Genomic DNA, 26,551 nt, shown 5'->3' on the forward strand with positions numbered 1-26,551 from the left:
CTGCTGTGCTTTGTTAAAATCAGAAAAAGGCGGGCTTATGTTTGAGTACGTGTTGAAAATGGTAGCAATAGCTATTTTGCTGGTTGTTTCAGGCTGCCAGCAGCCCGGAGAGGTTGAAGAAGTGCTGAGGCCGGTCAGGATAATGGAGGTTTCAACAGCCCAACAGGCTTACTCCAGGGTTTTTCCAGGTAAGATGAGCCCAGTTCAGGAGGTTGATCTTTCCTTCAGGGTTTCCAACCAGCTGCGTGGCTTCCCGGTGAAAGAGGGGCAGTATTTGCGTAAAGGCGAGGTTATTGCCACCCTGGATTCCAGGGACTTTGAAATAGCTGTCAGAAATATTTCAGGCAGGCTGGACGAAGCCAGAGCCAATCTGAGGGCCATGCTTGCCGGGGCCAGGGAGGAAGACGTGAAAGCCCTTGAGTCTCAGGTTCAGGCGGCCAGGGTGGCTTATGAAGAGGCTGTCCTTCAGTATGAACGACATGTCAGGCTTTACGAAATGGGGGCAGTGGCCAGAGCCATGCTGGACAATGTCCGCAGCAGCAAGGAAAGCGCACGCAGCAAGGTCCGTTCTCTGGAGATGGAGTTGGAAAAAGCCCTTGTAGGGGCCAGGCCGGAAGATATTGAGGCAGCAAGGGCCAGGATTGCTTCCCTTGAAGCCGGTCTGGACGAGGCCAGATCTGCTCTTGAAGATTCGATCCTGAGAGCCCCCTTTGATGGACATATAGCTGAAAGATATGTTGAGGATCATGAAAATATTGCAGCTGGACAGCCAGTGGTCAGGTTCCAGGACAGCACCAGAATGGAGGTGACCATAGGGCTGCCTGAGCAGCTCCTGGTTCAGAAAAATCTGATCAAGAGCATCCATGTCCGGCTGGAAACTTTTCCCAGACATTATCTTCCGGCCAGGATCAAGGAGATCAGCACTGCTGCATCGCCCATGACCCTGAGTTACAGGTTGACTGCTGTTCTGGACAGGCCCGCTGATATTCCTGTGTATCCCTCTATGGCTGCGGATGTTTACATAGCCTTTGGATTACCCCGGGAATATTCAGGATTTGTCTTTATTCCCGAAACAGCTCTTGTTCCCGGAGAAGGTTTTGAAAATAAGGTCTGGATCTTTGATTCTTCTACAAAAGAGGTCAGGTCCAGAAGGGTGACCCCGGGTCAGATAAGTGGACAGGGCATTCAGATTCTTGATGGTCTCGTGCCTGGGGAGATGATTATTGTTGCAGGAGCCGAATTTCTTGAAGAAGGACAGCAGGTCAGGCCAGTAAATAATTATGTTCAAAAAGGAATCTGAAACCAGGGGAGATTTTGCCCAAACCCGGAAGCCAAGTTGATTTTAGCCTATGAATATTGCTGAATTCTGTATCAGAAAAAAAACCTTTTTCATTTTTATCTCCGTGGTTCTGGCGGTGTCCGGAGTGGTTTCCTATTTCAAAATGGGCAAGCTGGAGGACCCCGAGTTCACCATTAAGACCGCCATTGTGGTAACCCCTTATGCCGGAGCTTCTCCCCTGCAGGTGGAAGAAGAGGTTAGTGAGAAGATTGAAAAGGCTGTTCAGAAGTTGGATCGCCTTAAATACGTTCAGACTGAATCCCGGGCTGGTCTTTCAGTTGCCCATGTCCATCTCCAGGAAAATGTGCCTTCCAGGGATGTGCCCCAGGAGTGGGACCACCTTCGCCGCAGGATTAGTGATGTTCAGGCAGACCTGCCCCCAGGGGCAGGTCCATCTGTGGTCAAGGATGATTTCGGAGATGTGTTCGGAGTTATAGTCGCCCTTACCGGTCCGGGCTATTCTTATGAGGAACTGCGCAACCAGGCTGATCTGATCCAGAAAGAACTTCTTCTGGTGGACCAGGTGTCCAGGGTTGAACTCTGGGGTGAGCAGACTGAGTGCGTGTATGTGGATATCTCCAGATCCAGGCTGGCAAAGATGGGGATTCCACTGGGAAGGGTGCTTGCCCTGCTGGAACAGCAGAATATGGTGACTGATGCAGGCAGTGCAGATCTGGGCAGAGAAAGGGTCAGGTTCGCCTTGAGGGGTGAATTTTCACAGGTTGAAGATATCGGGAGTGTGGTCCTGGGGGGGATTGATCCTGTCAGCGGCCAGGAGCAGACTATTTTACTGAGAGATGTAGCCAGCATCAGTCAGGGCATTTTGGAGCCGCCCACAAACATGATGCGGTTCAACGGCCAGCAGGCCTTGGGAATAGCCATTTCCACCGTTAAAGGAGGAAATGTCATTGAGATGGGTCGCGGAGTTACAAAGAAGCTTGAAGATATCAAAGAAATGCTTCCTCCAGGCATTGAGACCCATTACCTGGCCTTTGAGCCGGACCAGGTTGACCAGGCCATTAATTCCTTCATGCTCAACCTGATGCAGGCAGTCAGTATAGTGGTCGTCCTTCTCCTTTTATTCATGGGGTTCAGGAGTGGGTTGATCATCGGCAAAGGCCTGGTGCTGACCATCCTGATCACCTTTGCTCTGATGCGTTACCTGGGCATGGATCTGGACCGGGTATCCCTGGGAGCGCTGATCATTGCCCTGGGCATGCTGGTGGACAATGCCATAGTCATTACCGAGGGCATGCTGGTCAAAATGCAGACCGGAATAAAGAAAATGGAAGCAGCCAGGCAGACCGTGAAGGAAACCGCCTGGCCCCTGCTGGGGGCGACTCTGGTGGCCATATTTGCTTTCATGCCTATTGTCCTGGCCGGGGACGACACCGGGGAATACACCAGGGGATTGTTTCTGGTCATTGCTGTTTCTTTGCTGACCAGCTGGTTTCTGGCAATGACCGTCACCCCTCTCTGGGGATACATGTTTCTGGGCAAGGACCTGGATGAAAAGGGGGGCAATAAAGATCCCCATTCTGCAAAGGTATTTGGCATGTACCGCAGTCTACTGGACTGGAGCATGAATAAAAAAATCCTTGTCTTGTCTGTGATGGGCGGTCTGTTTGTTATTTCCTTGGCAGGATTTACCCAGGTCAACAAATCTTTTTTCCCGCCATCAACCAGGCCCCAGCTCAAGCTGGATTACTGGCTGCCTGAGGGTTCCAGGATAGAGTCATTATCCAAGGATATGGCCCGGATTGAGGAGAAACTCCTGGAACACCCCAATGTGGTGTCAGTAGGTTCATTCATCGGTGAGGGAGCGCCCAGGTTTTATCTGCCCATGGAGCCCCGTTTTCCAAACAGGAGTTTCGGCCAGATGATCATTAATATTGACGATGCCTCTAACCTGGACAGGGTTAGGGAATTTTCCCAAGGATACCTGGCACAGGACTTTGCTTATGCTGAACCAAGGGTTCGGAAGTTTCCCATGGGGCCTCCGGTGGAATTTTCCGTGGAGGTCCGGTTCAGCGGCCATGACCGGGAAGTGCTTCGATCACTGGCTGACCGGGCCAAGCAAATCCTGAAGGCTGATCCCGACTCCAGAGAAGTGCGGGATGACTGGCGGCAGATGGTCAAGATTCAGACCCTGGAGTATTCCCAGGCCAGGGGTATCCGGGCCGGAGTGGATCGTCAGGACGTGGCCAGGGCTCTGAAATTGAATTTTGACGGTATAAGTATTGGAATGTACCGGGAAGGGGACAAACTCATGCCCATTATTCTCAGGCCGCCCCTGGAGCAGAGACAGCGGCTTGAAGATATTTACTCCGTTGACGTGCGTCCCCTGGGAGCTGAAAGAGGGGTGCCCCTGGGGCAGGCAGTTGTCGGAGGCTCTCTTGAGTGGGAGGATTCCATCATCATCAGAAGGGATCGGCTCCGGACCATCACAGTCCAGGCGGAAACCGCAAGCGGGACTGCCCAGGACATGATGTCCAGGATTCGAAATGAAATGGAGATGATGGAGCTTCCTCCGGGATACAGGATGGAGTGGGGAGGGGAATATGAAAAATCCAGGGATTCTCAGGCAGAAGTCTTTGCTGGAGTACCCATCAGCTTTATGCTTATGGCCATTGTTGTTGCAGGCCTGTTCAGTACCTTAAAACAGCCGTTGATCATTACCATGGTCCTGCCCCTGGCCATGATCGGGATTACAGCCGGCCTTCTGCTTACAGGTCAGCCCTTTGGCTTCCTGGCTCTGCTGGGCGCCTTGAGCCTGTCTGGCATGCTCATAAAAAACGTAGTGGTTCTCATCGATCAGATAGATATGTACATTGAGTCGGGCAAGGAGAGATATCAGGCTCTTATGGATGCATCGGTCAGCAGGCTGAGACCGGTAATGATGGCCACCCTGTCCACGGTCATGGGCATGACCCCGCTTCTTTTTGACGATTTCTGGGTTTCCATGGCCATAACCATTGTGTTTGGCCTGACCTTTGCCACAGTCCTGACTCTGGTGGTGGCACCTATTCTCTACAGTATTTTATTCAGAATCAAGGCCCCTGGTCAGTAAAGTCTATTCCGGCCAGTTTCCTTGGCCCCGGTCCTGTCTTAAAAGATAATGGCCCCGGGGAAATGCAGCAGGAAAACCTTACTTTTTTTTCCTGACGCAGGACCGCCTGACTTTCTGATCGGCCAGGTGGGCCAGCTGGCGCAACCTTTCGTTGGCTTTGTGATAAATGGAGCCTGGAGAAAAGCCTCCATTGGCAAGCTTTTTCCCGGCCCGGATACCGGTAAGGATTTCCAAAGCCTGTTCAATGTTTTCTACTGCAAAAATATGAAAGCTGCCCTGTCTGGCAGCCTGGACTACTGCATCACTGAGCATGAGGTGAGTCACATTGTCTACAGGGATGATCACCCCCTGGTTACCGGTCAATCCTTTTCTCCTGCACACCTCAAAGTATCCTTCAACTTTTCTGGTTACCTCGCCCACGGCCATGATCGCCCCGGACTGGCTTACTGCACCGGTGAAGGCGTAGGAGAGGTTGATGGGGACTGAGGAAAGGGCTGAGAGAAGAGCGGCCAGTTCAGCGCCTGAAGCTGAGTCACCATCAATGTGGGCGTAACTCTGTTCAAAGCAGAGGCTTCCTGAAAGGACAAGGGGTTTGTCCTGGGCAAAAAGGTTCTGCAGGTAGCCTTTGATGATCATCATGCCCTTGGTGTGGATGGGGCCCCCAAGTTCGGCCTCCCGTTCCAGATCCATGATCCCGCCGTGGCCCACCCCGGTGGTGCAGGAAATCTGGTGCGGCAGAGCCAGGATATAGTCGCCATAGGCAGAGACCGACAGACCGTTGGCTCTGCCTATGGCATGTCCCTGGGTCTGAACTTTGATGGCTTCCCGTTCGTATTCGGCCAGGAATTCATCTTCATAAAGGTTAAGGCGATACTTCCTGGCTTCCAGGGCCTGGTGAACGGATTGAGCAGCGACCATTTCACTTTTGGCCATGGAGGCAAAGGCGTCAGCCTCTACCATAAGCTCGGCTAGCAGAGAAAATTTCAGGGACAGCTTCTGCTGGTCCCCGGCCAGCCTGGATGAGTGATCAATAAGAGCAGCAACTGCTTCCCGGTGAAAGCTTCGCAAATCGTTGTCCCTGGCCATGGCAGCCAGGATCAGGCTCTGTTCCCGGACTGAATCATTGTTCCTGGGCATGGACTCCTGCATATGGGCTTTGATCTTAAAGAGCTTTGCAAATCTTTCATCAGCATCCAGGAGGATCTCATAAACCTCATCTGAACCGATAATTATGATCTTGATATCCAGGACAATGGGCTCAGGACGGATGGTCCTGGTCCGGACAGTGTCATAGTGATCAGAGGGATCATCAATCTCAGCCCGGCCTGACCGCAGACACCTCAGGAGTCCTTCCCAGGACTGAGGCTGAGACAGGATGTCTTCGGCCCTTAGAACCAGAAAGCCTCCGTTGGCCTTGTGCAGGCTGCCGGCTTTGAGCAGAGTAAAGTCAGTGTAATAAGTGCCCATTTCAGATTCGCGTTCTATACAGCCCAGCAGGTTGAAATAGACTGGATTATCTTCAATGAGTACCGGAGCTCCTTTTCTGGAGGAATTGTCTACAAATATATTGACCTCATACCTGGAAAAAAAACCCTCATGACCAGCGCCGAAAAGGTCGGCCGGATTGTCCTGGGGCTGCTCTCTGGGCTTGAAGTGTTCCAGGTTGTCCAGGACGTCGTTTTTTAAATCCTCCACAAACTGGCTGATCCTGGGTATACCGGAATATTTAGCAATGATTTCCTTGAGGCAGGAGTCGACTTTTTCTGCGGCAACTTCGCGATCCAGCTGTTTTTCGTTTTCCCGAAGGTCCTGTTCCTTCTTGCTTATCTGTCTGGACAGGCCAAGGAGGGCCTCCATAATCCTTGAGCTTTCATCCTTAAGACTCCTGCGGAGATCAGGATTTAACTTTTCAAACTCTTCCGGGGTCAGGACCTTGCCCTCCACCAGAGGAAAAAGAGTCAGAGAGCCGCTCTCATCCACGTTGAGGCTGAAGCCGTTTTTGTGGGCCTGATTCTCCATCCTGCTGAGAAGGCTTTCTCTGGCGTCATTATAATCCTTGATAAGATCGCCGTGTTTTCTGACATAGAAGTCCTGCTCAAATCCTGAAGGAATTGATTCCCGGATTCTTTTCACAGCAGCAGCCAAATCCCGCTTGAAGCCCTTGGCCTGGCCAGGGGGCAGAGAAATGGCCAGGGGCTGGTCAGGGTCCTGGAAGTTGTTGACATAAACCCAGTCGCTGGGGGGCTTCTTGGAAGCAGCCCTGGGATCAAGGAAATCCCTGACAAACCTGGTCCTGCCCAGGCCTTTTTCGCCTGAAAGATAGACATTATAGCCGGGACGCTCTATGGTCAGAGCCAGTTCCAGGGCCTCGTAAGCCCTTTCCTGACACTTTTTGAAGTCAACTGATCCAAAACGAACAGATCCGGAATGGGAAAAGCCGAGCCTTGACGGAGCAAGGGATACGCTGAGTCTCGAAGCAGGCAGCGCTTTCACTTTTTTCATTGTTTCCTCTGATAAGAATCTTTGATGACAGAATTTATTATTCTATCTTCAAGCAAATCCAATGGCAAGGATGTACTTTGCAGGGCAGTTCATGGGACAAGTCATTACTCAGGGAAAAAACTTTTTCATTATCAATAAATTCAGACAGGGATATGGATTGACTTGGAACAAGAGTGTGTGATAGTCAACTTTGACATTGTGAATGATTGCACGAACTCAAGCGGGAACAGATTTAAAGCCGATGTTTTTCAGATCCAAAAAAAAACAGGCCCTATGGGGCGACCTGGGGAAAGCCAGCCTTTTAGGGATCCATCTGGTATCCTGCACTTTTGTGGGCTTTGCCATTGGTTACTTTTTGGACAAATGGCTTGGAACCCAACCTTGGTTTCTAATCAGTTTTCTGTTTTTTGGGATTGCAGCCGGATTCAAAAACATGTATCTGGAAGCCAAGAAAATTCACGAGGAAGAAAAAAGGAAAGATAAAGGGGTTGATGAACAAAAGGGTTGAAGCTTTCCTCTATCGCAGAGGACTGGTCCTGCCGCAGGTGCGTCTGCTGGTTCGCAATCAGATCTACCTGAGTGTTCTGGGCTCCATCTTTTTTTTAGTAATTTTTTCCGGGCCGGTTCTGACGGGGTTTTTGACAGGTGCGATTCTAGGGACCTTAAATTTTTATTTTCTGGCCAAGCTCATTCAAGAACTGGTGCATATTAAAAAGGGTGCAGTTACACCTTTGCTTTTCAGCTTTTATATCAGGCTGGGCCTGATCGGCCTGGTTTTATATTTTGCCATAGTCCATTGGGGAGCAAGCATTTATTCTTTATTAATCGGTTTAAGTATTGTTTTGCTGAATGTTTTTATATTTGGCGTCACTCTGGTTGGTCAAAAACTCAAGGAGGCTTAATTAATGGAAGATCTATATCAATGGATGTTTTTAAAGGAGTTTTTCTACTATATTGGGTTGCCCATGCCCCAACATGTTCTCTACTCCTGGTTTTTCATTATCCTGCTGTTGTTGCTGGCGTGGACGGCTACCCGGAGGATGACCCTGGTGCCCAGAGGAGTTCAGAATTTTTTTGAGTTTTTGATCAAGGCGGTTGAGGATTTTGTTGTAGCCAACATGGGTGAGCCCGGGCGGAAGGTGTTCCCGGTTCTGTTCACCCTGCTCATATATATTTGGGTACTCAACGTGTCTGGATTGATCCCCAGTATTGACGCTCCAACAGCAAACATAAACACCACTGCCAGTATGGCTATTTTTGTGTTTTTGTACTATAATTACTGGGGATTCAAGTTGCATGGCCTGAAATACATAAAACACTTCATGGGACCCTACTGGTGGCTGGCTCCGATCATGTTTCCCATTGAAATCGTCAGCCATCTGGCCAGGCCGCTGTCATTGACCCTCAGGCTTTTTGGAAACATCAGGGGAGAGGAAATCGTTATCGCACTCATGTTCCTCCTTGCTCCTCTGCTCGGGTCTTTGCCCATCTTTATTTTGTTCCTGCTCATGAAGACAATGCAGGCTTTTGTCTTCTTCATGCTGTCCATGATGTATCTCAAGGGCGCTTTTGAAGAAGCTCATTAATTTAGGGGGAAATGGTCTTTTGACCAAATAAATAACACTTTAGGAGGTTTTTGTAATGCGTAAGACTTTTTTGGTGCTCCTGAACACAGTTCTGTTGGTTGGCCTGGCCAGTGTCGCTTTTGCCGCTGAAGTTGCTCCAGAGGTAATTTCCAATATCGCCCTGGCAACCGCCATTGGTATGGGTATTGCCGCCTTTGGCACAGGTATCGGACAGGGCCTGGGTCTTAAGGGTGCTTGTGAAGGTACAGCCCGTAATCCTGAAGCAAGCGGCAAGATCACCGTAACCATGCTTATCGGTCTGGCCATGATCGAATCCCTGGCCATTTACGCCCTGGTTATCAACCTGATCCTTCTGTTCGCCAACCCGTTCATCTAGTTTTACTCAACCAAAAAGGGGGGGAGAAATCCCTCCCTTTTTTAAAGACGGATATTGTTAATAATTTCACTATGAGCCACCATAAATACGACCGTATTCCCAGAGCCACCATCTCCAGGCTGGCAATATATGTCCAGGAGCTGGAAGGCATGGAACAACAGGGCGTAAAGGTGGTTTCCTCAGAAAAGCTTGCCGTGTCCTGCGGCGTGAATCCTTCTCAAATTCGTAAAGATCTTGCTTACTTCGGCGAATTCGGTGTTCGTGGTGTCGGTTATTATGTCTTTGAGCTGAAAGAAGCCATCAAGCAGAGCCTTGGTCTGGACCGGACCTGGAATGTGGTTCTGGTCGGGGTTGGAAACCTGGGACGGGCTTTGTTGAGGCACGGTGTCTTGAGAAAGCGGGGCTTCATCATTGTCGGAGCCTTTGACTGCGACCCTTTCAAAATCGGGGAAGAAATCGCCGGTCTGGAAGTAATCTGCTCAAGCAAACTGCCGGACAAGACCAAAGAACTCTCAGTTGAAATCGGTATTATAACTACACCGCCTGAAAGGGCTCAAAGGGCTGCCAATTACCTGCTGGAAGCAGGCATCAAGGGCATTGTCAACTTTGCTCCAGCTCGCATTAACACCCCTCCCAACGTGTCAGTAGAATACGTTGATTTCATCCACCATCTCTTTTCTGTTGCCTTTAACATCAGCCAGAATCAAGCCAAGGGCCTCATATAGCACCCTGTCTGGATCCGGCTTTTTGAGAACAAGCAGGTTCAGGCAAAGAAGGATCTGGTGGCGGATGACCTGTCCTTGTATTTCATGACTGGTTCTAATAAAGAGACTCTGATGTACTTCAAAAGCATCGTGAGCATTATGTCGGTAATTTTGCTCCTTATCTCCTGTACTGCTGGGGATGACGGGCCCTTTATTGATCAGGACGGGCTGGAAAAACTGCTACTCAGCCATGATGATCTGATAATAATTGATGTACGCGAAGTCTTTGAAAGGACTGGTCCTTTGGGAAAGATCAGAGGTTCGATGAACATCCCCCTGGCAGAGATCAGGCAGACTTTGCCGGATGCAGGATTCAGCAAAAACAAGCCCATTGTCCTCCTGTGCAGGACTCAGAACAGGAGCATGGCTGCCTATAACATGCTGCAGGAAATGGGGTATACCAGGGTCTATGTGCTCATGGGCGGGATGGCCGATTATGAGCATCAAAGAACTTCTGGTTATTGAAAGGGCCAGGCCCGGGTCATTCCTTGAACCAGGGTCAAGTTCCAGTGCAACTCAAGATGATAAAAGCATGAATGGGTGCCATGGGTAAGAAAGATAAATCAAAACCCTTTACTATTTCCGGCGGAACAGAAGCCATTCTGGAAAGCATTTCCGACGGAGTGTTTACCGTTGACCTTGAGTGGAAAGTTACCTCATTCAACAGGGCTGCTGAAGTCATTACAGGCATTAGCAGGGATGAAGCCCTGGGCAGGCCATGTTCAGACGTGTTTCGTTCCAGTATGTGTGAAACTGGATGCGCTCTGCAGGAGACCCTCAGATCTGGCAAGCCGGTTATCAACAGATCCGGCTATATCATTAATGCCCAAGGAACAAGCATACCCATAAGCGTGTCCACTGCTGTTCTCAGGGACGAGCATGGCAGAATCACTGGAGGAGCTGAAACATTCAGGGATCTGACCGAGGTTGAGGGGCTGAGGAAAGAGCTGGAGAGCAGATTCAGTATCGGGGATCTAGCCAGTCGCAGTCCGTTGATGGAGAACATTTTTCAGGTCATGTCAGCAGTGGCGGACAGCCCAAGCACTGCCCTGGTGCTGGGTGAGACTGGTACTGGCAAAGAACTGGTGGCCAGGACTATTCATGCTTTGAGCCCGTGGGCAGAAGGTCCTTTTGTTGCCATTAATTGTGGCGCTCTGCCTGACAATCTGCTTGAGTCTGAACTTTTTGGCTACAAGACAGGAGCTTTCACTGGAGCGCTCAAAGACAAACCTGGTCGTTTGTCCGCGGCAAGAAACGGTACGATATTCCTGGATGAAATCGGTGAAGTAAGCCAGGCAATGCAGGTACGCTTGTTGCGTGTGATCCAGGAGAGGACTTTTGAGCCCCTGGGGGCGACTGGGTCTGAAAAGCTTGAGGCCAGGATCATTGCCGCTACCAATAGAAACCTTGAAGAACTTGTGGAGCAGAATATCTTTCGCCGTGATCTCTATTATAGAATAAATGTGGTCAGGCTGGAGATTCCTCCCCTTAGGAAGCGTAAAGAAGATATACCCCTGTTGGTAGACAGTTTCATCAAAAGGTTCAACAGGATCCAGAAGAGGAATATCACCGGTATGGACACTCAGGCCCTTTCACTTCTTATGGCCCACGACTGGCCGGGAAATATCAGAGAGCTGGAGAACGTTATTGAACGGTCTTTTATTATGTGCAGATCCGGATTGATAGGCTTGGAACATCTTCCTCCTGAACTAACCATGAGTGGCCAAAAAACAGGCCAGGCCCAGGACATGCGAAGCGTCAGAAAACAAATGGAAGCCCAGGCCATCCTGGGGGCCATCCAGCGTCATAAGGGCAACAGGCAGTCTGCAGCCAGGGAGCTGGGAATACATAAGAGCACCTTGTTCAGAAAGGTCAAAGATCTGGGCATCCTGCTGCCAGAAGAGGACGGCAGATCCAAGCAAAAAGGCGAGTTGCATTGATCCGTCAATATTGTCCTGGCTGATAGGTTAAAGATCCTGGCTATTAGCGTCTCATATTCGACACCCCGCATTTCGACACCGTCTTATATCTAAGACGGAACTGCTGGTGTTCACCAGCTCTCATTTTCAGTTAAATCCATTTATTCAAGGCAGTTGTTTTGGCAAAACGGCCTAGGCTGAAAGGTGGCCCAAAGGTTGCTAATGGAGGACTGCAGGCTGCCTGGGTCTGAGCCGGCACCAGCCTGTAGATCAAGAGCTTTGAAAGATAACATCCGGAACAGTCCGTAGCTTCAGTCTGCTGTTTTACTCACTGGGTTAAGCTGGGGCAGGAGACCTGTCCTATATTGCAGGCTGAAATAATGTGCTGCTTGGTTGAGCACAGGCAGTTGGGCAGTTGCAGGATGATGCATTGCAGAAGGCTGATTAGTGGGGGCGATGTTTTAAAGGTTATGGCCTCTAAATTTGGAATGGCTTTTGGTTCTTGTTATGATTGCAGCATTTTCAACCTGGAGAAAACGGATTGCTCCGGTATTTGACGTGTCCAGGGAGGTACGCCTGGTTGAGGTTTGCCCGGACAGAAAAACCCTGGACCAGAGTTTGAAAAAAATTCCTGGGCCAACTAGGGACAGATGCTTGTGGCTTGCAGGAGAAAAAGTACAAGTCCTGGTCTGCGGGGCTATTTCCAAAGTCCTGCAAAAAAAACTCGAATTGATGAAGATTCAAGTTGTGCCTTTTGTGGCCGGACAGGAAGCTGCTGTTATCCAGGCCTGGCTGGAAAACAGACTGATTAATGAGAATTTTATTATGCCGGGCTGTTGCTGCCGGATACAGGGAGCACTCAGGCTGGATAAGGAGGTGACTCAAGTGAGAAACAAAAATTTGAAACAGTCCTGCTGCAAAGGAGCAGGCAGGAGTCAGCAGGGACAAGGTCAGGGTTCAGATGAAAAATTTAATGGTATAAATCGACCTGTAAAAAAAGGTAGCTCAACCAAAGACAATTCTTCCTGGTGTACCTGCCCCAGTTGCGGATGCCAGGTAAATCATGAAAAGGGAACTCCCTGCAGGGACAAAGAGTGTCCTGAGTGCGGTCAAACCATGCGGGGCAGGACCTGATTCATTAAGATAACTATGAAGGCCGGGGAGCAGCTGTGATGTTTTTTCTGGAATTATCCTGCTGCCTAAGAAGAACCAACTTAAAAAGGATTAAAGATGAACAAGATTGCAATAACCAGTGAGGGCCCAACCCTAAAAGACAGAGTTGATCCAAGATTTGGCCGGGCAGCAGGTTTTATCATTATTGATCCTGAAACAGAGAAACATGAATACGTTGACAATGGAAGTTCCCAGACCATGGCGCACGGGGCTGGGATTCAGGCTGCCCAGCAGATAGCCGATAAAGGTGCAGCTGTCCTTTTGACCGGGTACGTCGGCCCCAAGGCCTTCCAGGCATTACAATCAGCTGGGGTCAAGATAGTCCAGCATTTGGACAACATGAGTGTGCAGGAAGCTCTGGACAGGTATCTGGCGGGCGGTCTGGACTACGCTGATGAGGCCAACAAATAAATATTCAGGCAATCTAGTCCGGCAGAGGTGTCGCAGTGATGAGCTGGCTTCTGTAATCTGAAAAACAACAGGCGGATAAAGTGATAATCTCTGTTGCCAGCGGCAAAGGTGGAACAGGAAAAACAACAGTAGCCTCATCATTGGCGTCTGTGTGGAAAAAGCCGGTCATGGCTGCAGACCTCGATGTTGAAGAGCCAAATCTTCACCTTTTTATAAAGCCGGTCATCAGTCACAGAAAAAAGGCTTTTCTTGGTGTTCCTCTGGCTGATGAAGCCAAATGCACCCTGTGTCGGATGTGCTCGGATCTCTGCCAGTTCAAGGCCATTAATGTGCTTGGTTCAAATTTAATTACCTTTCCAGAGATGTGCCACAGCTGCGGTGGTTGCGTGGCTGTCTGCCCGGAAGGAGCCCTTTCCTGGGGAAAGCGGGAACTCGGAGAGATAGTAACTGGCACGTCGGGCAATATCAGCTTTATCATGGGCAGGCTCAGAGTTGGGGAGGCCATGAGTCCACCTTTGATGAACATGGTCAAGCAAGAAATATGTCAGGTGATGAAACAAGGAAGTATTGACGTGATCGTAGATTCCCCTCCGGGGGTGAGTTGCCCGGCTGTTTGCGCGGTTATGGACAGCGATCTGATAGTTCTGGTTACTGAGCCCACACCTTTTGGGTTTCACGATTTCAAACTGGCTTGGGAGGCTTTTTCCCCGCTGAAGAAACCGGTTGTTGTGGTCATAAACAGGTCCGGCCTTGGAGACGGAAGGGTTTATGAATTCTGTCGGGATAAGAGGCTGCCAGTTATTTCTTCTATACCGTTTAATGATGACATAGCCAAAGCATACTCCAAAGGCCAGCTAGTGTCCGGCTTGAATCCCGGTTTGAGGAGAATCTTTTCCGACTTGGCCAGGGCAGTTCAGGAATATAGACCAGAGGGCATCCATGCGTGAGGTAGTGATAATCAGCGGGAAGGGAGGTACTGGCAAGACTTCATTGACCGGAGCCTTTGCCCATGTCTCAGAAAACAAAATAATCTGTGATCTTGATGTAGATGCTCCAGACCTTCACATTCTTCTTGATCCGATTAATGGACAGACCCATGATTTTTACTCAGGTCACCTGGCGGTCATTGATAATTCAAGGTGCCGGGATTGCGGGATCTGTCTTGATATGTGCAGGTACAAGGCAATCCTTTACCAGGAAGACAGGTATGTGGTTGATGGCTTGCGCTGTGAAGGATGCAAGGTCTGCGTGAGTTTCTGTCCTGATCAGGCCATTGATTTTCCAGCCAGACATTGCGGACACTGGTTTGTGAGCTCAACCAGGTTCGGAACCATGGTTCATGCCCAGCTAACCCCTGGAGCTGAGAATTCTGGACGCCTGGTCAGCCTGCTCAGGCAAAAGGCCAGAGAAAAAGCTGAGCTGGAGAGAAGCAAGCTGATACTGTGCGATGGAGCGCCAGGCATTGGATGTCCGGTGATCAGCTCCCTGTCAGGAACCGACCTGGCAGTAATTGTTGCCGAACCAACTCTGTCTGGAGTTCATGACCTGAAAAGGGTGGCCAGTCTGTGCACTCATTTTAAGATAAAGACAGCGGTTTTGGTTAACAAATTCGATCTGAACCTTGAGCAATTTCAAAACATCAGGGAATATTGCCTGAAAAACAGCTATGTATTCCTGGGCGGTCTAGTCCATGATCCAGCTGTAACCAGGTCCATGGTGGAGAGAAAAGTAATAACCGAGTGTAATGAATCACCAATGGCAGGGGCTGTCAGGCAGGTCTGGAAAAGGATTGAAGATCTTTTGCAGGAGAGCAGATAAGAAATCCTGAAAGGTAGTTCAGAAAGGACCGTCCTGAGACTGACAATACAGAAATGGTATCTTTGCTATGACGAAAAAGGAGAAATAGTTTATGGAAAAGACAAGGATTGCTGTGCCGTCCACTCATCCAGGCGGTATGGATTCAGAACTTGGACAGCACTTTGGACATTGTGATCTGTATACCATCGTTGACGTGGAAAATGGTCATATCACCCAGGTTGGGACCCTGCCTAATGTTCCACATGTCCAGGGTGGGTGTATGGCTCCTGTCAACCACTTAGCTGGTAATCAGGTCCAGGTGCTTATTGCCGGCGGCATGGGCATGAGACCTTTAATGGGATTCAGCCAGGTTGGGATTGACGTGTTTTTTGGAGGTAACTCCGGGAAAGTATCAGACGCAGTCAGTGCTTTTCTGCAGGGAAGGCTGACCAGGTTTAGTGCAGAGAATACTTGTGGTGGCGGACAGATATAGTTGTCATTTAGAAACGGTCTGGAGGTGAACGTGAGGATATTGATTGCCAGCCCTGAACCTGCCTGGCAGGAAATTCTTGCTTCAAGTCCGGGACAGTCCGGATGGGTGGTTAGATCGGCTGAGTCTGGAAGTCAGGTTATGGAAATGCTGAAGGACACCAGGCCGGATTTGCTTATTGTTGATGAAAGACTTCCAGATTGCAGCTCCCTGGAACTGATCAGAAAGGTCGTCCTGGCCAACCCCATGATCAACACCGCTGTTGTCACCGATATGAACAGGAAAGAGCTTCATGAAAAGTTTGAAGGTCTAGGAGTGCTGGCAGCACTGTCTCATGATCCGGGGCCTGATGAAGCAGCTGAACTGTTAATGGCCCTGAACAGGGTCCTGGCCTCATCTGACTGATTTTTGCAGGGTCAATAATACCCCCATAAGGACCCGGCTAGCAGCGACAGACCAGATCGCCTGCTGCCGGGTCCTTATGGTTTGGGGTCTAGACAGGCCCGGAAGCAAGGGCAGCTTGTTTGATTTTACCTTGGAAGGAAGGTATGTTTTTAAAAAAATGAAAGGAGCAATGCATGTTTGAGAGTCTGGAAAGGCTGCCGGCCCTGGAGATGGAAAAAAGACTGGTCTCATTCAGGTCCAGGGTTGTGGAAGCCGGTATTGATTGTGATGCGGTTCTGATCTTTTCCCGGTTGAATATATATTACTTTACTGGATCTCTTGGTAACGGAGTCCTATGGATACCCATGGATGATGACCCTGTCTTCATGTGCAGAAAGGGAATGGAAAGGTTTAAGCTGGAATCTCCTGTCAGGCGGATTGCTCCATTCAGATCATATGGAGATATTCCAGGAATACTGAGTGAATTCGGCCAGAGCTTTCCACAGGTTATTGGAGTGGAGAAGACAGGCATCAACTGGGCCCTGGCCGACAACCTCAAGAAGAGATTGTCCGGAATCGAGTTTGTCCCGGTTGACCAGGCAATCTCCAGAACAAGGATGGTCAAGACCGGGTGGGAGGCAGATAAGATCCTGATCTGCGGAAAAAGGCATCATGAGGCCCTGTACGGAGTTTTGCCCGAGCTTATTTATCCCGGCATGACCGAAAGGGAGATAAGCATCAAAATCTGGGACTGTTTTTTTTCCCTTGGTCATCAGGGAATGATGCGCATGCAGAATTATGGGGAAGAGGTTTTTCTAGGTCATGTATCCGCAGGTGACAGCGCCAACTATCCCAGTGTGTTCAACGGGCCAGTGGGATTGAGAGGAGAGCATCCAGCCATCACCCAGATGGGATATTCCGGCAGGGTCTGGCAGGACAAGGACCCCTTGACTGTGGACTGCGGATTTGCCCTGGAGGGATATGTCACTGATAAGACTCAGGTTTATTTTCCTGCTGCTGCAAGAGTTCCAGATAGTGTCCAGAAGGCTCATGACCTGTGTATTGAAATTCAGGCCCGGGCTGCTGAACAACTTAGGCCAGGCGTTCTGGCAGAGGAAATCTATGAAAAGGCACTGGCTAAGGCAAAGAAGGCTGGTTTTGCCGACGGCTTTATGGGGCTTGATGGGAATCAGGTCCCTTTTCTGGGTCACGGCATTGGCCTGGCAGTGGATGAGTACCCCCCATTGGCCAGAGGTTTTAAGGAGCCACTGCAGAATAATATGTTCCTTGCTTTGGAACCCAAGATCGGGATCAGGGGGGTTGGCATGGTTGGCGTTGAAAACACTTTCCAGGTTAGTGATGGCGGGGGAGTATGCGTTACTGGAGACGCATTTGATATGGTCAGGGTTTAGAGGACCGGAATTCGTTGTCCAGGGCGTTCAGCAACTGGTTTCTGGTGAAAAGGTCCCTGAGGATAAGGGGACTGTGGGGCTCATCCTTCCTGAATATGGCCACCAGAGGAATACTCATGCTGTCCAGGGCTCTTAGCATTTCTTCTCCTGCCGGATTCTTATAGGTGAGATCCACCTTGAGAAAAACCAAGTCGTAGTCCTGACCGATTCTGTCCAGAAACGGGGGAGTGAGTACTGTTTTTTCCAGGAATTTGCAATTGGGACACCAGTCTGCAGTGAATTCAATTAAAAAATTTTCTTCCCCCCAGACCTGGTGAAACTTCTGTTCATCAAAGGCCATCCAGATCGCCGGGTAATAGGTTCTGGGCTTGAACAGAAAAAAGGCGGCCAGAATCATCATGGATATGGCAATGCCCCGGATCAAGCCTCTTTTGAGTCTGGTCTGGCTTAAGCTGGTCCATTTGCCCCACATCCAGGCGCCTAAGCCAATAATCCAGAACATTATCAGGGTTTGCATGATCAAGGTTTCCGGAAGCAGGGCAATCAGATAGATGCAGGTGGCCATGAGCAGGAAACCCAGTCCTTTTTCCAGGTAAAGGGTCCAATTACCGGGTTTGGGCAGAAATTTGACCATGAAGGGGAAAAAAAACATTAGAATGTAAGGTGAAGCCATGCCAAGGCCTACACACAAAAGGACAAAAGCGATGGTGGCCGGAGGCTGGGTCAGAGCCCAGGCAAGTACGCCGCCTAGAAAAGGTCCGCTGCACGGAGTAGCCAGCAGAGTAGCCAGCATGCCTGTGGACAGGGCTTCCAGATTAGGGTTTTTCTTTGGGGAACTGCTTCCGGCTTTCAGGTCGATGATCGGGAGGTCGTAAAGTCCAAAAAGGCTGAGACCCAGACCAAAGACGACAGCGGCCAGAATAACGATGGCAATGGGATTCTGAAAGACCTGTCCCCAGGCCATACCTGTCAGGGAGATGATTACGGACAGGATTGAAAAGAATAAAAGCATGCCCAGAGCGAAAAAAAGGTTATGAATCCGAAAAGCTTTTCTTTTAGCTGCTGCATCCTGGTCATGGGCGCTGTCCGGGATCATACCCCGCAGCTTGAGGCTGATGACAGGCAGGACGCAGGGCATGAAGTTCAGGATAAGCCCAGCCAGAATGGCCAGCAAAGCCGCTTTGGCTGCACTGCTCACCTCAAGGCCTGGAGTAAAAGACCTTGTTTCAAAAAGAAATCCTTCTTCCAGCAGGGGGGCTGCTGGTTCACTGTTCCCGGTCCAGGGTGCCGGAGATTCTTTTTCACCGGGAACTGATGCAACCCACCTCGGCCACCATGATTCTTCTTCAGGATTGGGCAGGGATTCCAGGGCAAGCCTGTCAAGATCGTACTGGACTTCTTTACTGACCGGCCAGCAATTGCGGTCTGAGCAGAGTAGGAAGGAAGCCCTGGCCTCAAGGGTCTGGCCGGAAGTCAGGTCTTCCGGGACAGGAATGAAAACAGGGGTCGGACCAAGGTACAGGGATGAAAGTTCCTGGGGTTCAAAGGGGTCAGGCAGCATTTTCCCGGGAGGATAATAAACCGTAAGTTCCTCGGAAAGAACCCCGAGTATCTCCAGCGCAGTGGGATAACCGCCTGGACCTGGATCATGTGAATAGGTGTAAATATCCTGGTCCGGGATAATCCAGAAAATCAGGAGGCCCTGGTATCCAGGTCTGTGATCAGATGGGAGTTCAAAGGCCTGCCAATGGGTCCGGGCTGGCGGGCCTGATGCTGATGAATGTCCCGGCAGCACACAGCAGCACCCGGCTACAACCAGGAAAATCAGGATCTTCAGAAGATGTTTTTTCATGTCCAGGGCGGTATTCTTTTGACTTGACAATTGCGTCTTGTAAGCATTAAAAAGGCAATCTTCTTGTTGTTGAACATGGGCCACTAGCTCAATTGGCAGAGCAGCGGACTCTTAATCCGGAGGTTCAAGGTTCGATTCCTTGGTGGCCCACCAAATATTTCAGGGTCGCGTTATGCGCGACCCTATTTTTTTGTCTTTGGTCAGCCCTCCGGCAATACAGACATACCCTGTCTATTTATACCTACTATTGCAGCCCAGAGCAAGGATAATATCTTAATGTCTGCTATAATGTTGAGCAGGTATAGGGCAGTGGTGGAGAACAGCTTTACTTTCACTTAAGGTTGGCTTTAAGATAAACGGGAACCATTGGTCTATTGCTGAGAGCAGAGTTTTGGGAAAGGCTTTCAGGTCAATGGGCCTCTTGTCAATGACAGAGCATCACTTTAAAGTAATTATAAACAAACATGAATGAAGAGGAGGGAGATATGAAGCCTGAGAATTTTATTTTGTACAGTGGCGGAGCCAGAGGTGCTGAAGCATGTTTTGGAAGTCTGGCTGAAAAGAACGGTCTGGACGAAGTCAATTACAGCTTTGAGGGGCATTCCATTGAAAGGTCCAGGGGAGTGCGCTACCTGACCAACGAGGAGCTGGCCAGAAAAGACGTGAGCATCACCTATGTCTCCAATCTTATGCATAGGAGTTATTCCAGGGCTCCAATCTTCCGCAAGGTTCTGCAGACCATTTGCTGGCAGGTTTCCAGCGGCATGGAGATATTCGTAGTTGGCGAGATTCTTGAAGACATGACTGTCAAGGGAGGAACCGGCTGGGGGGCTGAGTACGCTAAGATCTGCAACAAGCCTCTTTTTGTCTTTGACCAGGTCCGGGACGGCTGGTTCAGGTGGACCGAAGGCAGCTGGCAGGAGGTGAAAGCTCCGATGATCACCAAGCAGCATTTCACAGGAACTGGAACAAGGTTTTTGGCTGATAACGGCCAGAAAGCCCTTGAAGATCTCTTTAAAAGATCATTTTAAGGCCGGGTCCACAAGATGCTGTTCAGCCTGGCCTATGAGCCATCAGTACGTTTGGATCTGAATGCATTGACAGGGCCGGCCTGATATTTTTCAGTCTTGGCCCCTGCATGGGAGAAGAAATGCACCGGGAAGACAATAATCAGCCTCTTATTTCAGAAAAAAATAAGGGTCTTTTTCAGAAAATTATCAACCCCTGGTCGATTTTTATCGCACTGGTGGCGGCAGGGCTGCTTTATTTTGTTAACACATCCAGGCAGGTTCAGGATGGGGAACAAGAGGTCCAGCGTCCGGCAACAGCTGTAGAGGTGGCCCCGGTTGTTTCCATGACCCTGATGGATACGGTCAGAGGACTGGGTACTTTGAGACCTGTTCAGGAAGTGGACCTTAAGCCTGAAGTAGACGGAAGGATAAAGGCGGTTCATTTCCAGGAGGGAGGTTTTGTAAGCAAGAATCAACTGCTCTTTGAAATTGAGGAACAAAAGCACCTGCGCCGTCTTTCTTCAAGCAGGGCTGCTCTGGAAGAAGCCAGGGCAAGACAGGCAAATATCCAGCGTAACCATGACCGGTTTGCACTTCTGTTTGAACAGAGTGTTGTTTCTGAAAATGAGTTTGACCGGGTCAAAACAGATCTTGAGGCTGCTCAGGCAGAAGTCAGAAGGCTTGTTGCCCAGGTGGAGCTGGTCAAGGAAGAACTGGCTGATACTGTGATCCGGGCTCCTTTTTCAGGCTATGTGTCAAGACGGTTGATGGATCCCGGAGCCTTTGTAACCACAGGGCAGATCCTGGCCAGTATTTACCAGACAGAGTTCCTGGAAATATTGTTCATGGTTCCTGAAAAGTATTCGGCCCGGGTCAAAATGGGACAAACGGTTATAGTTGAAACCGCTGCTCATGAAGATGGAGTATTCAGGGGCAAGGTCAGTTTTGTGAGTCCGTCGGTGGAAGAGTCCACCAGGAAACTTGAAGTCAAGGCGTCCATTGATAACAGTGACAACGGACTGAAGCCCGGATCCTTTGCTCCAGCTGTTCTTGTCCTTGGCCTGCTGGAAGACACCATGGTCATCCCGGAAAGGGCTTTGGTGGCTACCAGAGATGGATATCTGGTTTTTGTTGTGGACGGACAACAAGAGCAGGTCGAAAGCAGGAAGATCAGTTCCGGGCAGCGTAGACCCGGACTTGTCGAAGTCCTTGAAGGGCTTGAGCCAGGCGAGAAGGTAGTTGTTTCCGGGCATATGAACCTGAATCACGGCTCCAGGATCAGGGTGGTGGAGGATCTGGGTCCTGACTGGACAGGATCAGATCTTGGTAATGACGCAGCCTTTCTTCATTATTCTGAGCACAATGATCACAGTAGATCCGGAGCTTTGAGGAGTGGCCAGCAGTGATCTGGAATCTTTGCATTCGACGACCTGTACTGACCATTGTCATTTTTCTGGTCTTCGCCATCTTTGGCGGATACGGTTATCTGCAGATGCCTGTACAGGAGAACCCGGATGTGGAGTTCCCGGTCATCAGTGTTTCAGTTGTCCTTGCCGGGGCTGCGCCAGAGATTATTGAACAGGAGATAATCGACCCGCTGGAAGCAGAGATCAATGCTATAGAAGGGCTTAAGGAACTGGTGTCAACAGCAGGTGATGGTCTTGGTCAGGTAGTGGCTGAATTTGAACTCTGGCGGGATCAGGATCTGGCGGCTCAGGATGTGCGGGATGCAGTAGAGCGGGCCAGAAGAATGCTTCCCCAGGATGCGGAATCCCCAATAGTCAGAAAGCTTTCCATTGATTCCCAGGCCATAATGTGGATAGCCTTGGTTGGTGATGAGCGCTGGGATGAAGTCCGTTTAACCGAGTATGCGGACAATATCCTGAAACCCCAGCTGGAAACTCTGCGCGGGGTCGGGCAGGTTATGGTTGGAGGGGCCAGAAACTATGCCGTCCGGATCAGGATAGATCCGGAAAAGCTGGCTGCCCGTGATTTGGTGGTTCAAGATGTTGTGGATGCGGTTCAAAGGGAGAATGTTGATATACCCTCAGGCAGGATTGAGGGTGTTTCCAGGGAATTCCTGATCAGAACCAGAGGTCAGTTTTCCGAGGCTGCCCCGTTCAACGACCTGATCATTGCCTATCAGGACGGCTCTCCGGTCAGGCTTTCGGATGTAGGTCAGGCTGTGGACGATGTTGAGAGTGACCGGCAGATAGCAAGATTCTCAGGAGAGCCGTCAGTTGGTCTGGGCATTGTCAAACAGACCGGAGCCAATACGGTAGCCCTGGCTGACCTGGTTCGGGACAGGGTCCAAGAGCTGTCCGCCAACTTTCCGCCCGGCCTGGAATACCGCCAGGCCATGGATGCTTCCGTCTACATCAAGGAAAACATCAGGGACCTGCAGGTCACGATCCTGATAGCAGCTTTTCTGGTGATTTTTGTTGTTCTGGCCTTTCTGCGCAGCGGACGGGGCACCATTGTGGTGGCCCTGGCCATCCCGACTTCCCTGCTGATCGGACTGGCCTTTATCAATGTCATGGGATTCAGTATAAACGTGCTGACCATGCTGGGCCTTATTCTGGTCATCGGCATCGTGGTTGATGACGCCATTGTGGTCCTTGAACGCAGTTTTTATCACATGGAGAACGGGGCTGACGCAATGCCTGCAGCCAGAGTCGGGACTACCGAGGTTGCTTTTCCGGCCCTGGCCAATTCCCTTTCCCTGGCCGCGGTCTTCATTCCAGTGGCCTTTACCGGTGGGATTGTGGGTCGGTTCTTTTTTGAATTCGGACTGACCGTAGCGGTTACAGTCTTTGCTTCAACCTTTGTGGCCCTGACCCTTACCCCCATGCTCTGCTCCAGGCTGCTCAGATACAAGAAACGCCGTAGTTTTCTTTTTGATCTGTCCGAGCGTCATCTCAAACGTTTTGAGTCAATTTATGTATGGATACTGAAAGGGGCCTTTAAGAGAAGAGGCTTGGTGGTGGTCATTGCTCTGATGGCCTTTGGTCTGGGAGTGGCCGCCTTGATGAGCATACCTCAGGAATTTCAGGCAGACGAGGACAGATCCAGATTCATGCTGGTTTTTGAAACCCCTGAAGGTTCCACCATCAGAGAAACCGATAGATTTGCCAGAAAAATCGAGGCTGAACTGGCCAGGGATCCTGATGTAAGCCATCAGTTCCTGGCCGTGGGTATGGGACCGGCAGGGCCGGGCCAGCCCAGCAGGGGTATTTCCTTTGTCACCCTTACTCCCAGGCAGGACAGGGAGCTGCATCAAAGCGAAGTCATGCAGAAATTCAGGGGGATATTGAGTTCAATACCTGATGGTCGAGCTTTTGTACTGGAACTCACCCCGGGCGGGGTTGGAGGTTCTCCCATCGAAATAGTATTGAAGAATCCGGATCTGGTGGAACTGGATCAGCTGCAGGATCAGGTTATGGGATGGATGCGTCAGAAACCGGAGTGGTTCGTAGGGGTGAGGACTAACCTTGAACTCAATAAGCCTCAGATCGACGTCAGGATTGACCGGGAACGAGCTGCTGAAATGGGAGTTTCTGTAACTCAGATTTCCAATACCCTCCGGTATCTCCTGGGTGAAGTTGACATTTCCAAAATTGAGAGGATGGCTGAGCGGTATGATGTCATCACCGATGTCCTTGGACGGGGAAGCATGAGTCCAGATTTTCTGCGAAGCATTTATGTCCGCAACAGCAGCCACCAGCTGGTCTCTTTGGATAGCTTGATCAGCTATGAAGAGACCGTTGGCCCCAGCGAGATTCACAGATTCAACAGAATCAGGTCGGCCACGATTTCCGCATCCACGCCTCCTGGCGTTGCCATGGGCGATGCAGTCAACCTTTTGTCCGGCTATCTTGATCAGGAACTCCCTCCCCAGGCTGACTATGAACTGGCAGGCATGTCTCAGGTGTTTGAGGAATCATTTTACTATTTGACCATTACCATTATTTTTTCCATTATCTTCATATACCTGGTCCTGGCGGCCCAGTTTGAATCCTTTATCTACCCCCTGACCATCATGACCTCTCTGCCCCTGGCCACGGTCGGAGCATTTGGTTCTCTATGGCTTATGGGCATGAATTTCAATGTTTATGCCTTTATCGGACTGATAATGCTCATGGGGCTGGTGACCAAGAACTCCATCCTGCTGATTGACTATACCAACATTCTGGTGGCCAGAGGAAGGAAACCCTTTGACGCTGCTCAGGAGGCTGCCAGGGAGAGGTTCAGGCCGGTGCTGATGACTGCCTGTTCTACCATTCTTGGAATGATGCCCATTGCCATGGGTTTTGGAACCGGTGGAGAAGCCAGAGCACCTCTGGGGATTTCAATCGTGGCCGGTTTGTTTACTTCCACGGCCCTGACCCTGATAGTCATCCCGGTAGTCTATACCCTCTATGATCAGCTCCAGAATTTCCTGCTGGGGAAAATGGGCAGAAAGGCATGAGCTTGTGCTGGTCAGATATCCTTGGCCGAAAATTATGGCTTGAGTCCGAGCCTGATGGCCGCAACCCGGCAGTAAAGGAAGGATGGTTGTGAAGCTGGTTCAGATAAGCTTTCGCTTTGAATATACCGACGTTATTGAAGCCATTCTGGATGAATGTGATGTCCAGGATTACATCCGCTATCCCATGGTGGAGGGCAAAGGGTCAGATGGAAAGCACTTTGGGACTCAGGTTTTTCCAGGCAGTTTTACAGTGGTCCAGGCCAGAGTTGACAACGAAGAGATTGAAGGCCTGCTAAAAACACTTCAGGCATTCAGGCTGGAAAAAAAAGCTCATCACCATGTTCGAGCCATGGTAATTGCTGTTGAAGATGGTCTGGGCTTCTGAATCAGGCCAGGAATATCTGCCAGGCAAGATAGCCTGATACCAAGGTCAGCCCCAGCACCAGCGAGAAGTAGGCCTTTCTGATGCGCAGGGCGGCCAGGGCGCTGATGGAGGCCATGAGCAGCAGAAGGGGCCAGGAGAGGTAGTCCCTGTGGACCAGGTATGGGCTCAAATGCTCATAAATAAAGACCAGGCCGTATATCGCAGCAGTTCCCACGGTCAGATAAATCAGCAACAGCTGGATCAAGGATGAATTGATCATTGACTGGGGATTATAGCGCGCAGCAGTCTTTCTACTCTGCTGGAGAATGATATTGTAGTTCTTGTTCTGGGCTTTACGCTGTTTGCCTTCAAGAATTGAGAACAGGATGGCCACGGGTATGGTCATGACCATGATCGGGAATATCTGAGAAGTGTCTGACAGGCTGTATATTTCCACCACCACCATGGTGGCTGCCACGCAGAAAATGGCATTGGGAGGAATAAAAGTTCCGGCCGGGATCAGGTCAATCCAGAGCAGTTCAAAAAAGGCTGCCACATACATGGTCGGAAAGATTTGACCTGTTAGCAGGATTATGAAAAAACCCACCACCAGAGGCCGGTCCAGGAAGCCTAAGTTTAATGAAAATCTGGTCAGGGAAAACAGAGCAAAAAAAAACCGCTCAGAAATATCGTCCAGTGGGGGCCTAATACTTCATAATCTACCATTCATCCACCTGGATCTGTTTATGGGGTACACATCTGAAATCAAGTTTAACCCCCTTTTTGCTGAAGAATTTCAGGCAGGAGGAGTCGTCCCGGCTCAAAGCGATATGGGAACATATTTGTTTTTTGCCTGGTCCGTAATGAAGATTGCCGATGTTGATGGAAGAGAACATGAGCCCCTTTTCAAAGGCTTGTCTGGCATCGGAACACTTGGAAAAAAGAATGAACAGCGAGGACATCCTGTCATTGAATTCTTTTCTGATCAAGTCAATGGACTCATTAACCTGGGCAAAGATAATCTCAACCCCCTGAGGAACTGCCAAACCCATTATTTCCTGTCTGATCGGGTCTGAAGCTAATTCGTCATTAACTACCAACAGGCTTTTGGTCCTGGTGAAAGGGATCCAGGTTTCAATAACCTGTCCATGAATGAGACGATTGTCTATGCGGACCCAGAACATGACTCATCCGGCCTTTTTGGCTGTCCCTGGGATCTGACGTTTCAAGACGTCACCTGCCACCAGGATGCCCTGTTTGCCGGCTCCTTTTATTTCCTGAGCCAGGTCCTGCAGTTTTCTGGTCCTTCCGCCCAGAGCCTTCAGGAGCATGGGCAAGTTGACCCCGGTAATGACCTCTGTTTGTCCGTGGCTTAAAAGAGACAGGCTGATATTGGTAGGGGTTCCGCCAAACATATCGGTTAGAATGAGGACTCCATCACCCCTGTCCAGTTCCCTGACTTTTTTCTTTAATTCTTCAATGATTTCGTCCATGGGTCTGGAAACGTCCACACCAAGGGCATGGCAGCTTTCTTTGTCCCCCATGATCATTGAAGCGGCACTGAGCAGACTTTCACCGAAATTGCCGTGTGTAACCAGAATTATCCCGATCATATCCTTTCCAGAAAAGATTAT

Annotated in this window: 25 protein-coding genes and 1 tRNA gene; 21 read left to right on the forward strand and 5 right to left on the reverse strand. The window is 50.0% G+C overall.

The window, feature by feature from the left end; all coding sequences use genetic code 11:
* Positions 1–37 precede the first annotated feature (37 nt).
* Together P771_RS0103560 and P771_RS0103565 are read left to right on the forward strand one after the other, a co-directional pair.
* The gene (locus P771_RS0103560; protein WP_028574054.1) at positions 38–1,300 is read left to right on the forward strand and encodes an efflux RND transporter periplasmic adaptor subunit; all 1,263 of its coding nucleotides are present in this window, start codon (positions 38–40) and stop codon (positions 1,298–1,300) included.
* A gap of 49 nt (positions 1,301–1,349) precedes the next feature.
* Entirely contained in the window at positions 1,350–4,409 is a 3,060-nt protein-coding gene (locus tag P771_RS0103565) for an efflux RND transporter permease subunit (RefSeq protein ID WP_028574055.1), read from the forward strand.
* Positions 4,410–4,487: 78 nt separating this feature from the next.
* On the opposite strand, the gene P771_RS0103570 is transcribed toward P771_RS0103565, so the two are convergent.
* On the reverse strand, positions 4,488–6,911 hold the full coding sequence (locus P771_RS0103570) for a Lon protease family protein (protein WP_028574056.1): 2,424 nt from the start codon (positions 6,909–6,911) through the stop codon (positions 4,488–4,490).
* Positions 6,912–7,152: 241 nt separating this feature from the next.
* Between P771_RS0103570 and P771_RS0103580 the strand changes: the two genes are divergently transcribed.
* From P771_RS0103580 to P771_RS0103650, 14 genes are all read left to right on the forward strand, one after another.
* The gene (locus P771_RS0103580) at positions 7,153–7,419 is read left to right on the forward strand and encodes an AtpZ/AtpI family protein (protein WP_028574057.1); all 267 of its coding nucleotides are present in this window, start codon (positions 7,153–7,155) and stop codon (positions 7,417–7,419) included.
* Positions 7,403–7,813 carry an ATP synthase subunit I gene (locus P771_RS0103585; protein WP_035243847.1) on the forward strand — a complete coding sequence of 137 codons (411 nt, stop codon included), beginning with the start codon at positions 7,403–7,405 and terminating at the stop codon, positions 7,811–7,813. The genes P771_RS0103580 and P771_RS0103585 overlap by 17 nt, the downstream gene beginning before the upstream one ends.
* A gap of 24 nt (positions 7,814–7,837) precedes the next feature.
* Positions 7,838–8,497 (forward strand): F0F1 ATP synthase subunit A, encoded by a 660-nt coding sequence (gene atpB / locus P771_RS0103590; protein ID WP_028574058.1) that lies wholly within the window; start codon positions 7,838–7,840, stop codon positions 8,495–8,497.
* Positions 8,498–8,552: 55 nt separating this feature from the next.
* The gene (gene atpE, locus P771_RS0103595; protein WP_028574059.1) at positions 8,553–8,873 is read left to right on the forward strand and encodes an ATP synthase F0 subunit C; all 321 of its coding nucleotides are present in this window, start codon (positions 8,553–8,555) and stop codon (positions 8,871–8,873) included.
* Positions 8,874–8,944: 71 nt separating this feature from the next.
* Complete coding sequence (locus P771_RS0103600) at positions 8,945–9,598, forward strand: redox-sensing transcriptional repressor Rex (RefSeq protein WP_028574060.1); 654 nt, start codon at positions 8,945–8,947, stop codon at positions 9,596–9,598.
* Positions 9,599–9,709: 111 nt separating this feature from the next.
* Entirely contained in the window at positions 9,710–10,102 is a 393-nt protein-coding gene (locus tag P771_RS18150) for a rhodanese-like domain-containing protein (RefSeq protein ID WP_161635939.1), read from the forward strand.
* Positions 10,103–10,182: 80 nt separating this feature from the next.
* Positions 10,183–11,577 carry a sigma-54 interaction domain-containing protein gene (locus tag P771_RS0103610; RefSeq protein WP_028574062.1) on the forward strand — a complete coding sequence of 465 codons (1,395 nt, stop codon included), beginning with the start codon at positions 10,183–10,185 and terminating at the stop codon, positions 11,575–11,577.
* A 486-nt stretch (positions 11,578–12,063) separates the two neighbouring features.
* Entirely contained in the window at positions 12,064–12,690 is a 627-nt protein-coding gene (locus P771_RS16325) for a NifB/NifX family molybdenum-iron cluster-binding protein (RefSeq protein ID WP_150112120.1), read from the forward strand.
* Positions 12,691–12,786: 96 nt separating this feature from the next.
* Complete coding sequence (locus P771_RS0103620; protein ID WP_028574063.1) at positions 12,787–13,140, forward strand: NifB/NifX family molybdenum-iron cluster-binding protein; 354 nt, start codon at positions 12,787–12,789, stop codon at positions 13,138–13,140.
* Positions 13,141–13,220: 80 nt separating this feature from the next.
* Positions 13,221–14,087 carry a nucleotide-binding protein gene (locus P771_RS0103625; protein ID WP_028574064.1) on the forward strand — a complete coding sequence of 289 codons (867 nt, stop codon included), beginning with the start codon at positions 13,221–13,223 and terminating at the stop codon, positions 14,085–14,087.
* Complete coding sequence (locus tag P771_RS0103630; protein ID WP_028574065.1) at positions 14,080–14,958, forward strand: ATP-binding protein; 879 nt, start codon at positions 14,080–14,082, stop codon at positions 14,956–14,958. The genes P771_RS0103625 and P771_RS0103630 overlap by 8 nt, the downstream gene beginning before the upstream one ends.
* A 91-nt stretch (positions 14,959–15,049) precedes the next feature.
* Positions 15,050–15,430 carry a NifB/NifX family molybdenum-iron cluster-binding protein gene (locus tag P771_RS0103635; protein ID WP_028574066.1) on the forward strand — a complete coding sequence of 127 codons (381 nt, stop codon included), beginning with the start codon at positions 15,050–15,052 and terminating at the stop codon, positions 15,428–15,430.
* A 30-nt stretch (positions 15,431–15,460) separates the two neighbouring features.
* On the forward strand, positions 15,461–15,832 hold the full coding sequence (locus P771_RS16330) for a response regulator (protein ID WP_051617085.1): 372 nt from the start codon (positions 15,461–15,463) through the stop codon (positions 15,830–15,832).
* 173 nt (positions 15,833–16,005) lie between these two features.
* Positions 16,006–17,223, forward strand: coding sequence for a M24 family metallopeptidase (locus P771_RS0103650; RefSeq protein ID WP_028574067.1), 1,218 nt, complete (start codon positions 16,006–16,008; stop codon positions 17,221–17,223).
* On the opposite strand, the gene P771_RS0103655 is transcribed toward P771_RS0103650, so the two are convergent.
* A complete protein-coding gene (locus P771_RS0103655) occupies positions 17,213–19,075 on the reverse strand; it encodes a protein-disulfide reductase DsbD family protein (protein ID WP_028574068.1) in 1,863 nt (620 codons plus the stop codon). The two genes, P771_RS0103650 and P771_RS0103655, sit on opposite strands and share 11 nt — an antisense overlap.
* Before the next feature lie 77 nt (positions 19,076–19,152).
* Between P771_RS0103655 and P771_RS0103660 the strand changes: the two genes are divergently transcribed.
* From P771_RS0103660 to P771_RS0103680, 5 genes are all read left to right on the forward strand, one after another.
* Positions 19,153–19,228: transfer RNA gene (locus P771_RS0103660), tRNA-Lys, on the forward strand.
* A gap of 332 nt (positions 19,229–19,560) precedes the next feature.
* Positions 19,561–20,106 (forward strand): hypothetical protein, encoded by a 546-nt coding sequence (locus P771_RS0103665; protein ID WP_028574069.1) that lies wholly within the window; start codon positions 19,561–19,563, stop codon positions 20,104–20,106.
* A 119-nt stretch (positions 20,107–20,225) separates the two neighbouring features.
* Entirely contained in the window at positions 20,226–21,491 is a 1,266-nt protein-coding gene (locus P771_RS16335; RefSeq protein ID WP_161635940.1) for an efflux RND transporter periplasmic adaptor subunit, read from the forward strand.
* On the forward strand, positions 21,488–24,553 hold the full coding sequence (locus P771_RS0103675; protein ID WP_028574070.1) for an efflux RND transporter permease subunit: 3,066 nt from the start codon (positions 21,488–21,490) through the stop codon (positions 24,551–24,553). The genes P771_RS16335 and P771_RS0103675 overlap by 4 nt, the downstream gene beginning before the upstream one ends.
* A gap of 88 nt (positions 24,554–24,641) precedes the next feature.
* Positions 24,642–24,938, forward strand: a complete 297-nt coding sequence (locus P771_RS0103680) for a PG0541 family transporter-associated protein (RefSeq protein WP_028574071.1) — start codon at positions 24,642–24,644, stop codon at positions 24,936–24,938.
* A 1-nt stretch (position 24,939) separates the two neighbouring features.
* Here the strand turns inward: P771_RS0103680 and P771_RS0103685 are convergent, their stop codons facing one another.
* From P771_RS0103685 to P771_RS0103695, 3 genes are read right to left on the reverse strand one after another with little or no spacing between them, the layout of a single operon-like run.
* The gene (locus tag P771_RS0103685; RefSeq protein ID WP_084301641.1) at positions 24,940–25,626 is read right to left on the reverse strand and encodes a PTS sugar transporter subunit IIC; all 687 of its coding nucleotides are present in this window, start codon (positions 25,624–25,626) and stop codon (positions 24,940–24,942) included.
* Positions 25,627–25,636: 10 nt separating this feature from the next.
* Entirely contained in the window at positions 25,637–26,101 is a 465-nt protein-coding gene (locus P771_RS0103690) for a PTS sugar transporter subunit IIB (RefSeq protein ID WP_028574073.1), read from the reverse strand.
* Positions 26,102–26,104: 3 nt separating this feature from the next.
* Entirely contained in the window at positions 26,105–26,530 is a 426-nt protein-coding gene (locus P771_RS0103695) for a PTS sugar transporter subunit IIA (RefSeq protein ID WP_028574074.1), read from the reverse strand.
* Between the last annotated feature and the right edge of the window lie 21 nt (positions 26,531–26,551).

Origin of the sequence: Desulfonatronovibrio hydrogenovorans DSM 9292, from assembly GCF_000686525.1 — a bacterium.
In the GTDB taxonomy this organism is placed as follows: domain Bacteria; phylum Desulfobacterota; class Desulfovibrionia; order Desulfovibrionales; family Desulfonatronovibrionaceae; genus Desulfonatronovibrio; species Desulfonatronovibrio hydrogenovorans.